General features: G+C 70.2%; 7 protein-coding genes and 1 pseudogene. 6 read left to right on the top strand and 2 right to left on the bottom strand.

The features are described from left to right. Positions 1-326: GPW/gp25 family protein (locus VIM19_18355; protein ID HEY5186811.1), on the bottom strand; the 326-nt coding region annotated here is incomplete at its 3' end. Position 327: 1 nt separating this feature from the next. After that, a pseudogene (locus tag VIM19_18360) lies at positions 328-462 on the bottom strand (PAAR domain-containing protein). A gap of 59 nt (positions 463-521) precedes the next feature. On the opposite strand from VIM19_18360, the gene VIM19_18365 reads away from it, so the two are divergent. From VIM19_18365 to VIM19_18390, 6 genes are all read left to right on the top strand, one after another. Next, positions 522-3752: a putative baseplate assembly protein gene (locus tag VIM19_18365; GenBank protein ID HEY5186812.1), complete on the top strand. Its 3231-nt coding sequence runs from the start codon at positions 522-524 to the stop codon at positions 3750-3752. Further along, entirely contained in the window at positions 3752-5722 is a 1971-nt protein-coding gene (locus VIM19_18370; GenBank protein HEY5186813.1) for a baseplate J/gp47 family protein, read from the top strand. Before VIM19_18365 ends, VIM19_18370 begins: the two co-directional genes overlap by 1 nt. Next, positions 5709-7016: a hypothetical protein gene (locus VIM19_18375; protein ID HEY5186814.1), complete on the top strand. Its 1308-nt coding sequence runs from the start codon at positions 5709-5711 to the stop codon at positions 7014-7016. The genes VIM19_18370 and VIM19_18375 overlap by 14 nt, the downstream gene beginning before the upstream one ends. 104 nt (positions 7017-7120) lie before the next feature. After that, on the top strand, positions 7121-9115 hold the full coding sequence (locus VIM19_18380; GenBank protein ID HEY5186815.1) for a phage tail protein: 1995 nt from the start codon (positions 7121-7123) through the stop codon (positions 9113-9115). A gap of 30 nt (positions 9116-9145) precedes the next feature. Continuing rightward, a complete protein-coding gene (locus VIM19_18385) occupies positions 9146-11302 on the top strand; it encodes a hypothetical protein (protein HEY5186816.1) in 2157 nt (718 codons plus the stop codon). Between the two features lie 56 nt (positions 11303-11358). Continuing rightward, a partial coding sequence (locus tag VIM19_18390; GenBank protein ID HEY5186817.1) for a hypothetical protein occupies positions 11359-11921 on the top strand: 563 nt, incomplete at its 3' end.

The following is an 11921-nucleotide window of genomic DNA, read 5'->3' on the forward strand; positions in this document are numbered from 1 at the left end:
ATGATGTCCAACCGGCCGTCGGGTGGGCTCGGCACGACGGAGACGTTGACCGAATCGATCCGCGGCTCCCATTCGACGAGCGCCAGTTCGACCTGGTGCCGGACCAGGGCGGCGGTCGTCGAGGTGATCGGCTGGAACAGCGTTGCCGAAAGGTTCGCGCCGAAATCCGCGTGCATAACGCGCTCGTCGTAGTCGGTCTGCAGGACAACGAGCACTGCCTGCCTAATGTCCTCGTCGTAGCTCGCCAGGGCGATCTCTCCGGTGCCGTCAACGGCCACCGGGAAGGCCCAGCCCTGACCCAGGAACCTGCGCGCGTCGTCGGTCACCTCAGCCTCCGATCAGCACCGTCGGCAGGCCGCCGAGGATGGGGGCGCCGCACCCGGTGAGGTCGCCAGCGCGGGCGGCCGGCTGGCCCGCGACGAGCACGGTCGCGCTGCCCTTGGTGATCGGGTTCGGCGGGTGCGGGCGACGAACACGTTCTACAACCTCGTCTACCCGTTCTACGTGAGCGAGGCCACGTCATGAGTCCGGGTGCCGACCCTGCCGGCCCGGTTCTCGACGGCCGGACCCGAGAGCAGATCTCCGCGGACCTGCGCGCCAACCTGCTCGGCTATGTCCCGGAGCTCAGGCCGCGGTCCGGGCAGGCCGGCGATGCCTGGGTCGAGCTTCTCGCGAGCGAGTTGGCTGTGTTGCGCGAGGGTGTCGACCGGCTCCCCGAACGTGCCCGGCTGCAGTTCCTCGAGCGCCTTGGCGCGGCCCAGCTCCCGGCCCAGTCGGCGCGCGCACCGCTCACCTTCACCCTGCTGCCCACGGTGACGACCGACGTCACGCTGCCTGCCCGCAGCCAGGTCGCCGCCAAGGTGCCACCGCCGCCGCCCTCGGTGCTGTCGACTGGTGCGGTCACCGCGCCTACGGCACCGGTGTTCTTCACGGAGTCAACGGTCACCCTGACGCACGGAGCGCTGGCCGCGGCGTACTCAGTGGATCCGGCGAGCGACACGTACGCCGACCACAGCGCCCGCCTGGCGCAGGGCTTCACGTTGTTCGAGCCGGCCGCGCCGATGCCGCACCGGATGTACCTGGGGCACTCGACGTTCCTGCGCCTCGCCGGTACCGCGGAGGTACAGCTCATCGTCGACTTCGCCAGCCTCGGCCTGACGACCACCTCGACCCGGAGGCCGATCCTGCTGGACTGGTCGTACCTGTCCAAGGACGGCTGGCTGCCGCTGACGGTCGTCAGCGACTCGACCGTGCGGTTCACCGATGACGGCCTGATCAGGCTCACCAAGGGGCCGGGGCCTGACGCTGCCGAGGGAGTCATCGACGGGGTCACGAGCTACTGGATACGCGCCGAGGTCAGCGGGCGGAGGCCGTCCGCCCAGATCGTCGCGCCGGCGTCTGGATCGCCCACGGCCCCCGGGCAGGTGAGCGTCGACTCGGGGCGAGACCTGCTCGTCGGGGACAAGGTCTCGGTCACCGGCGTCGAGCACGCCACAGTGCTGAGCGCCGGCGCGTCGACGCTGGTGCTGGACCGGGTCATCCCGGGGATGGACCCCGGCCAGGTCATCGGGCTGCTCGACAGCCTACCGCCGCTGCGTCCCGAGGGCACGGACGCGGACGGTGCCCTGCCCGAGATCGACCAGGTGCAGCTGCGGGTTGGCTTCGCCAAGGACGGCCTCGCCGCCGACCAGGCCTACGCCGACCGCGTGCCTCTCGACCTCGGCAACGTATTCGAGCCGTTCGGCCCGGTCCCCGCCCTCTATGGCACATTCAGCCTGGCGGCCAAGGACGTGTTCGCCCGGCCCGGCGCCCGGGTGTCGATCGGGGTCAGGCGACCACCCGGTCACCCGGCGGCGACCAGCCCGCCGACGCTGGCCTGGGAGTACTTCGATGGCACCACCTGGTTGCAGTTCGACGCACCGGATGAGTTCTCCGACACGACGAAGGCCCTGACTGTCGACGGGGTGATCAGCTTCATCGCGCCCCGCGGTTGGCAGGAGGCCACCGTCGAGGGCACCAAGTCGGCGTGGGTGCGCGCCCGCATCGTGTCGGGCGACTACGGGCACCCCGAGCAGGTGTCGGTGGTGCCGGACGGCGCGGGGTACAAAGTTGTCGCCGGCCCGAGCACCCTCGCGCCGCCCGCCATCGCGCACCTGACCCTGGGCTACACGTACCTGACCGAGTCGCAGGTGCCCGAGCACTGCGTCACGGAGAACGACCTCGCCTTCGCCAACCACACGCTGGACTGCAAGTGGCCGAGGCGGACCTTCCACCCGTTCGAGCCGGTCGAGGACCGGGCCCCCGCTCTACATCTGGGGTTCACCGAGCCGCTGCCATCGGGCCTTGTCAGCCTGTTCACCGCGGTCTCGTCACCGGGCGAGGACGACGCGGGGCCCTCGCCGTTCGCATGGGAGTACCTCTCCGACCGCGGCTGGCTCCAGCTTGCCGTGCTGGACGAGTCATCCGGTCTGCGCACCAGCGGCATGATCCAGTTCGTGGGCGCGGCGGATGCCGTCGCGCGACCCGGGCTCGGGGGGGCGGCCTACTGGTATCGGGCCCGGGTAAAGGAGGGTCTCGAGCGGCCGAGTCGCGCTATCGACTCCCTCCTCGCGAACACGGTATGGGGCCGGCAGGGCGAGAGCACCCAGGACGATCGGCTTGGGTCGAGCAGCGGTGAGCCGGACCAGGTGCTGGTGTTCGCGCCGGGAAAGACGCCGGTCCTTGCCGGCGAGCGGATCGAGGTGCGCGAGTGGGTCGGTCGCGGCGATGGCTGGCGGGACGCTGTGGTCGGCCTGACTGAGGCCGACCTCCGCTACGACACCGACCCGGCAACGGGCCAGGTCCGCGGCGTATGGGTGCGCTGGCTCCAGCACGACCATCTGTTCGGCTCGGCCCCGGCCGACCGCCACTACCTGATCGAACGGTCTGTGGGGTACGTGCGGTTCGGTGACGGGGTGCATGGCCGGATTCCGTCGGCCGGGTGCGTAGTGCGTGCGTCGTACGCCGTCGGTGGTGGCGTCGCCGCGAACGTGCCAGCGAGCACGATCACTGAGCTGCGCACGGGGATCGCCGGTCTGCAGGGCGTCACGAATCCCGTTGCTGCGCAGGGAGGAACGGCCACCGAGAGCTTCCAGATGACCGTGCACCGCTCACCCCAGCGGTTGCGGCACCGTGACCGTGCCGTCAGCCGGGAGGACTTTGAGTGGTTGGCCTACGAGGCAACGCCAGAGGTCGCTCGCGCTCGCTGCCTGCCGGTGACCGGCAGCAGCGGGCAGGTCACGCGCGGACAGGTCACTGTGACCATCGCTCCGTGGAGCCTGGACGCACGGCCGGCGCCGTCGGTCGAACTGCTGTCGCGGGTGCGCGCCTGGCTGGCGGCCCGGATACCCGCGGGGCTGGCCGGCGGCCTACACCTGGTCTCGCCCAAATACGGCAAGCTCACCGTCCGGGCGTCCATTGCCACGTCGCCGGACGTCGATCCCGCCGCGGTGGACGAACGGTTGCGCGGACAGCTCGCGGCCTACCTCCATCCGCTGACCGGTGCCAAGGGCGCCGGCTGGGGATTCGGCGAGCCGGTGTACCTGTCGGCAATCGCGTCCTTGGTCGATCAGGTGACTGGGGTCGACCACATCGTGTGGATTCGGCTCAGCCTTGACGGCGCCGAGGCAGGCGACGTCGTACGGCTGCCGGCCGACGCGCTCGTCAGCTCGGGCGACCACCAGCTGACCCTGTCGCTCGGTGGTGAGCGCTGATGCCGATCTCCAAACCGTCGCTTGATGGCCGCACCTTCGACGAACTCCTCACCGACAGCCGGGCCCGGATCCCTCGACTGGCCCCGCCGTGGACCGATCACAACGCGAGCGACCCGGGGATCACCCTCGTCGAGCTGTTGTCCTGGCTGGTCGAGCAGGACCTGTTCCGACTGGACCGCCTGCCCGAGGCGGAGATCCGGGCGTTCCTGCGACTGGTGCGTAGCGAGCCCCGGCCGGCGACGGTGGCGTGGACAGTCGTGACATTCGGCTGGAGCGGTGCAGCACCCGCCCCGATGCTGCCCACGGGGTTGCAGCTCGGACCGGACCCCGGCCATGCGACGTTCGAGACGACGCGCGCAGTGGTCCTCTCGCCGGCGAGCCTGGTGCAGGTGCTCCAGCTCGGCCCGGACCCTGAGCCCGGCGATGCGCTGTATTTGGGTTTCGACCAGCCGCTGGGACCGCCGGGAACGCGGGTGCGCCTCGCCGTGCTCGGGCCGGATCCGGCGGCGGACGCTGCGACCTGGGCGGCGGTCATCGCCGAGTGGGCGGCGGCCACTCGGGACGACCTCCGCTGTTGCCCCGCCGGCGCCGGCCGTGGGCCATCGCTGCGCGACCACCAGGACGTGTCGCTGGTGTGGGAGCACCATCGAGCCGACGGGTCCTGGGCAACGCTGCCGCGTGTCCAGGACAGCACCCGCGCGCTCACCCTGTCCGGCTGGGTGACGTTCAGGGTGCCCGCCGACCATGCTCCGGGTGGCCCTGGACCGCATCACTACATCCGGGCCCGGCTCGACCGCGGCCGCTACGGCACCCCCCCGGCACCGCGGACGGTGCTGCTCAACGCAGTTCCCGCCGCGCATGCCGTGCGGGTTGACCCGCCCGAGGACGGCGGACTAAGCGAGGGCCACGCCCACGAGCGGTTCGACCTTGGACAGGTCCCCATCGTCGCCGGTTCGGTGTCCGTTACCTTCACCCACCCCGTCGTCGGGGTCGGCAGCTGGCGCGAAGTCCACGACTGGCTCGACTCCGGGCCACACGATGCGGACGCTCTGGTCGAACCGGCAGTGGGTCGGGTCACCTTCGGGAACGGGCTGCGCGGACGCGTGCCGCGGGCAGGGGCGCGGTTGAGCGTGGGCTACCAGGTCGGTTCCGGACCGGGCGGCAACGTCCCGGCCGGGTCACTCACGTCCGTCCCGCTGACCCCGCGCAATGTCGCACTCATCCCCGGGCCGGCGGCCCAGCTGGCCGACCTCCGCGTCCAGCACGTCCTCGGCGGTTTCGGCGGTCGGGTCGCCGAGTCGGTCGACGACGCCACCGCCCGGGTGATCGATCGGATCCAGGCGGCGGACAAGGCCGTCACCCTCGCCGACTTCGAGCGCCTCGCCCTCACCACCCCGGCGGCAGGTGTCGCTCGGGCGCGCGCGGTGGCCGCATACGACGACCTGCTGCCGTGCGTGCCTGCGGCCGGGCTGGTCACCGTCGTGGTCGTCCCGGACGCCACCGGACCGACGCCGACGCCCACCGCCGGCGTCCTCGGGTCCGTCCTCAGGTACCTCGAGCGGCGCCGTCTTGTGACGACGCAAGTCAAGGTCATGGCGGCCTGCTACGACGAGATCTCCGTCTCGGGCACGCTGGTCGCGACCGAGGACGCGGACGCCGGCGTCCTCGTCGAGGCCGCCGAGCTGGCGGTCGACGCATACCTGCACCCGCTGCACGGCGGACGGGACGGCCGGGGCTACCCGATCGGGCGCCCGGTGTACCTCGTTGATGTCATGACCTTGCTGACGTCCCTGCCGGAGGTGTCCGCCGTGACCGACTTCGGCCTCGCCTTCGCAGGCGACGAGCCTGGCTGCGCCAACCTCCCGTTGTGCCCGCAATGCCTGCCCGCGCCGGGCAAACATCAATTCACCGTCGCGGCCGGCCGAGCCGTGCGGGTTCCCGACCGGAGGACCGCCGATGTCTGTCGATGATGTGAGCCTCGATCCCGCTGTCGAAAGGCTCAATTACCGCAACGGGCAGCGCATCGTGGCCGCTGACCTTCGGGCCGAGCAGAGCTACCACATGGGGGTCCGGCACTGGCTCAACCGCACGTTGTTCAACCCTGGCATCGCCAAGGGTCTGGAGGTCACGCCCTCTCCGACCAACAAGCACGCGGTGCTGGTCTCGCCCGGGCTGGCCATCGACGGGTTGGGCCGCGAACTGATCGTGCCCACCCAGGTCGAGCTGCCTGTCTCGGGCATCCCCAGCAGCAGCGACGGGGTGGTCTACGGCAATTATCTGGTGATCGAATTCCGCGAGGAGAGGGGTGCACCCAGCGGCGTCGAGTGCAGCAGGGACAGCGCGCCCAGCCGCATCCTGTCCACCCCGACGATGTCGGTGCAGAGCGCCTGGCCAACGCAGGAGTCCGGCCGGGTGCCCCTCGCCCAGGTCGAGCTGGACAAACAATGCGCCGTGAAGCGGGTGCATACCGCAATCCGCAAGTACGCCTCGACGAGCAAACCGCCCAAGGTGCGCGGGATCAGCCTGGAAGGCGAAAAGGGCATCACCGCGACCGACTCGAAGACGCTGTACTTCCATGTACGCGGGGGTTACCCCGATGCCGTCTCACTCTATCTGCGCGCGTCGCGATTCTCCTCGTCCGCCTATACCGAGGTGGGCTGGCACACACACCGGTCGACAGGCAGCACCGGCGACGATCAGCACGATTACACGCACAACCACGCCGCCTCAGGGGCTCAGGTGTCCGCGGCCGGCGACCACACCCATGACTACCTCGTGGACGGCGGGGAATCCACGGGTGGTCTTGACGTGAACGACGACCAGGTCGTCGGGCGCAGGAACACCGATCAGAGCGCGATCATGGTCGCCGGTAGTCACCAGCACACCCTGCAGGGACTGACCATCAACAATGCGCTTGGACCGGTGACTCACCGCCACTCGCTCGATGTGGCGTCGGCAGGCGCCGGCACGGACCCCCTCAGCCCGGTGCGCGCCGGCGCGCCATACGCGTTCTTCAGGGAGCTACGCATTGAGCTCGACAATGTCGACATCACCGACCAGGTGCGCACCCAGGTTCAAGCGCGGTCGACTGACGACTGGACCCGCCTCGGCGACGGCTCCCAAACGCATCCCCTGGTCGTCGCGGGCACCGGCGAAATCGACCTGCTGCAGATCACTTCCGATCTCGGACCGCGCGAGCACACGCTGAAGCTGGTGCCCACCAGCGGAGGCGGAACACTCCACTACAACCTCTACGTGGAGTAGCCGTGCATCCCCCGACGCACCATGCCCTGCTCCGCGATCGGCGGAGCTGGGCCGGCTGCGAGCTCAGCGGGCTCACGCCGGACAGCGACGGAAAGCTGACGTTGGTGCGCCTGCCTGGGCTCGCCGTCCCAGTCGACCTGCCCGGCCCGTTCGCCGCCGAGCCCTCGGGCGTCGCCTCGGCGGCCGGTGGACTCATCGCTGTCACGGACACGGACGGGCAGCGGCTCGTCGTTGAGGACGCCGCGTGCGGCGAGACGTGGGTGCTTCCCGGTCGCGGCTCCGGCACATTCGTCCAACCCTGCGGGGTCGCGATCGGGCCCGAGCTGATCTGGGTGGCGGACGCCGGCGCCGGCGCCGTGCTGGGTGTCTCCAGGTCGCGGTTACAGGTGGTCACGGCGCTCACCGGGTTTGTCGAGCCGGGCGGGGTGCAGATGGCTGCGGACGGCGCGCTGATGGTGCTCGACGCGGCTGCGGGCAGGGTCAGCCGGTTCACCGGGGCGCGGCTCGACCCGGACCTGACATTCGGCGCCGCAGCCGCCAGTGCCCTAGCGGCGAACCTGCCAGGGCCGATCGCGCTGCGCTTCCTGGCCACGGACGAGAGCGGGGTCACCTGGCTCAATGTCGGGGACGCGACTCGCCTGGTGCGGCTGGCGGAAGACGGCAGCTGGCTCACGCCGTTGGAGCTGGCAGCCGGGCGGACCGTCGGGGCCTTCGCGCTATCGCCGGCGGTGCTCGCGTATGCGGACACTGCCACCGGGGCTGTCGTCCTGGTGAACTTGGCCGGCGGGACTGAGCTCGGCCTTCTCGACGGCTTCCGCGGACCGGTGTCCGGGCTCGCCTGGACCGGCGACGGACGTCTTTTGGTCAAGGTCGACCGCGGCGCAATGATCAAGGTCGCCCTCGCCGAACGTCGGATGGTCGACCAGGGCATCGTCGTCACCGGCCCGCTTGACGCGGGCGTGCGGCTCACCTGGTTCCGCGCCTTTGTCGACGCCGTGGTACCGGCCGGAGCGGCTGTCGAGCTCGCCGCCGCCCAGCTGGACCTGCCCGACGTCGCACCACAGACGGCCGACTGGCGGATCTCGCCGTCGCCGGACGTGCGCCTGGACCTGCTTGGTGGGTCCGCCGGCCACCGCTACCTGCACCTGCGGCTGCGGGCGCTCCCGTCACCGACTGGCGAGAGCCCAACGATCCGGCAGGTTGGCGCGCACACCGAGTCCGACGGCCCCGAAGAGCATTTGCCCCGGATCTACCGTCACACCGACGAGGCGACCTTCCTGGCTCGCCTGCTCGGCCACGCCGCCGCCGCACTCGACCACCTCGAACGCGAGATCGACGGGATCGCGAGCACGATCAACCCGGACGAGACCGCCGCGGACGCCCTCGGCTGGCTGGCCGGCTGGATGGCGTTCGACCTCCCCGGCTCGCTCGACGTTGACGCCTGGCGCGAGCTTGTCCCCCGGGCGTTGGACCTGCACGAGCGCAGGGGGACGCCTGGGTCGCTGCGCGAACTCGTGCGCCTCGTGACCGGCGCGGAGATCTCCATCGACGAGGATTTCCGACACCGGCACATCTGGCTGCTCGGCGCGGAACTCGGGTCGCGACTCGGCTGGGAGACGGGGCTGCTGGCCATCGCGCCAGACGGGCTGGTGCTGTCGGACCCGGCGGGCCTGGACCTGGGTGCCCCCAGCTGCGAACCGGAGATCGGCTCGGTCACGGTCGGCGAGGCCGCTCCGCTGCCCGCCGCGCTGTGGGGCACCGTGCTGTACGACGACACCGCGCATCGGTTTCGAATCGGCGTCAACCAGGCGACGGCGTGCATGCCCGGCGTCGTCGATGCAATCACCGCCGTTATCGAGCGGGAACGACCGGCGCACACCGAGTTCTGCGTCGAGATCGTCCGCGAAACGCTCACCGTCGGCGAGCAGGCCACGGTCGGCATCGACGCATTCGTCACGGACGGCCAACGGCCGAGTGTCGGCACGTCGCTCACTGAGCCGTCCCTGCTTCTTGAAGGTGAACAGCCCGGATCCACCACGGTCGACAGTTTGACCGTCGGCCAGTCCACCATCCCCACGCCGTACAGCGGCGCGGGCTGAACGGGCCAACATACGAAGGAGGAGGGCACGGTGCTCACCGAACCCGCTCGCAACAACTACTACTACGGCAAGCTCCTCGATGTCGGCCACTTGCAGCTGGAGCAGGACTACGGCAAACAGAAGCGCTGGTTGCTCAACCGGCTGACGCTCGGTGCCGGTGTCCTGTGCGGTTTGACCGTCAGCGTCGTCGACGACAAGCTTCAGGTCACCGGAGGCGTGGCGCTCGACCCGCTGGGTCGCGAGATCGTTGTGCCGGGCACCTTCACCGTCGACCCATTCGCCCCGACGCCCGCCTGTCACGAACCGGGACTCGACCCGGCCGCGACGGGGGTGGCAACCCTGTGGCTGTGTTATCGCGAGTGTCTGACGGACTACGCGGCCGCAGCCGTCTCGTCCTGCCACGGGCAGGAACGCTGCGAGGCGGGGACCATCGTGGAGAGCTTCTCGTTTCACCTCAGTGCCGGGGCGACCGACAGACCAGCTTCCGACCTCTGCGACCGGCTGGCCGCGGCCATAAAGCCCGGTCACCAGCGCGCCCCGGTCGACCCGATGCGTCTGTTGTGCGAGCTCGTTCCGAACGACTGCCCCGAGCCGCCGACCGAGGACTGCGTCGCGCTGGCCACCGTCGTCATCCTGGAGGGCCAGCACCTCGGCGACATGGCCGAGTGCGCCGTCCGTACTCGGGTCTACAGCCAGCCCGTCCTCCTCGAGTTGATCACTTGCTTGATGACCAAGGTCGCGGAGTGCTGCGACCGGCCCACAGATACCCTGCGGATCGCGGCGGTGGACCTCGTCACAGGTACGGCTGTGGGCGGGAGTCTCACATCCCCCGCCGACCCGATCACGATCGGGTTCACCGCCGAGCCGACGGGCTTCCGACTGACCTTCGACCAGGCGGTCGACCAGGGCACCGTGACGGTCTTCGCCGATGTCCCGCAGGGAGCAGCCAGCCTGCTCGTCCTCGGGCCCGGCGGCGAGGGCGGCCAGGTCGCCGTCCCGGGCCGGCTGTCCTGGGAGTCGGCGGAGGCGGTCGTCTGGCGCATCGACGACCCAGGCACAATGCCGCCCGGGACCTACGACGTCACCGTCTTCGGCGACGACGACAGGAACCGGCCGCCGGTCGCCGATCCGGCTGGCCACCGCCTCGACGGCGAGCCGCTTGGGCTGCCGTCCGGCGAGGGGTCCGAGGGCGGCGACTTTACCTTCAAGATCATTGTGACCGAGGTGGCTCCGGCGCGGCTGCAGGTGGCGCGGGTCCAGGTCCGTGCGGAGACCGGCGACGACACCACCATGCAGAATCCGGCGGAACCGCTACTGACCCAGACCATGTTCGAGCCATGGGGCTTCCAACTGTGGTTCATCGAGGACCCCAACCGGGAAACGGTGACGACGTACCGAGCGGTGGCCTCCGACAGGGCGAGCCTGCTCGTCTCGCGCCGATTCGGCGACGGCAACTACGACCCAGTTGGCGGCACATTGGAGTGGCTGTCGTCCAACTCTGTGACATGGCGGATCGAAGAGCCGTCGGCCCTGCCTGCTGGGACGTACGACGTGCTCATCAACGGCGATCTGGACGACACCCGGCAGGCCGTGGCCCACCCGAACGGCCAGCGGCTGGACGGCGAACCGACCGCTCTCCCCTCTGGGGATGGCAGTGAGGGCGGCAGTTTTACCTTCACGCTCGAGGTCACCCAGTCCGTCGGCGGCCCGCTGCGCGTCGAGGTCGTACAGATCCTGGAGGCCAACGGCGACGGCGCGAAGCTGGTCGACCCAGCAGTCCCCGTCCGCACGTCGAACGCGTTCGGGCCCAGCGGATTCCGCGTGGGGTTCACCAGCGACGTCCGGCGTGAGACGGTCTTGACATTTTCGGACGTCGAGGTTCAGCAGGCCGACCTCCTGGTCACCCGGACGAACATCGACGGCCGGGAGGAAGCCATCCCGGGTTCCCTGACGTGGGAGAGCGAACGCGTCGTCGTTTGGCGTTCCAAGCCCTTCGACCCGGCGGCCGACAGCACGCTCGGGCCCGGTACCTACCACGTCGCCCTTCTCGGTGATGCGAGCCGGGAACACCCAGCCATCACCGGCGCCGACGACCGGCGGTTGGACGGGGAGCCGATCGGCCTGCCCTCGGGGGACGGCACAGAGGGCGGCACCTTCACCTTCATCATCGCCGTGGCGGAGGCCTAGGTGGACCGCCGAGGCCGGTCGTCTGTCGTCGCCAGTTCACACCTGAAGGAGTCACCGTGACAGCCACCGGAACCTGTGCCCAGTGCAGCGCCACGCTGGAGCGCGTCCGCTACTTTCCCCGCCAGCTGATCACTGCCGACGACATGCGGGCCGAGCAGGATTGGGTCCGCGAGAAGCGGCGGCTGCACACCCGGCTGCTGCATGGGTGGGGCGTGGCTTGTGGCCTGGCTGTCGTCGCACCGGGAAAGGACGATCCGCCGCGGCAGGTCACCGTTTGTCCTGGCTATGCGGCCACCCCGCAGGGCGAAGAAGTTCTCGTGGGCGAACCGACCCATCTCGATCTCGGGACGGGGGCGACCGATCCGGAGCCTTGCGGAGCCCCTTGGCCGTGCCCGCCACAGGGCAAGATGCCCGGCAAGGGACCGCAGACGGTGTACATCGCGCTCCGCTACGCCGAGTGCCAGACCAGACCGGTGCGCGTCCACCCGGCGGGGTGCGGGTGCGACAGCGCCGGATGCGAACGGTCACGGGTCAGGGAGAGCTTCGAGCTGGGCGTCCTTTGGGAGCTTCCCAAGTCTCACATCGCTGCCCGCGACGCCGACCTGAAGTGGCGGGCTGC

The organism is Actinomycetes bacterium, assembly GCA_036510875.1.
In the GTDB taxonomy this organism is placed as follows: domain Bacteria; phylum Actinomycetota; class Actinomycetes; order Prado026; family Prado026; genus DATCDE01.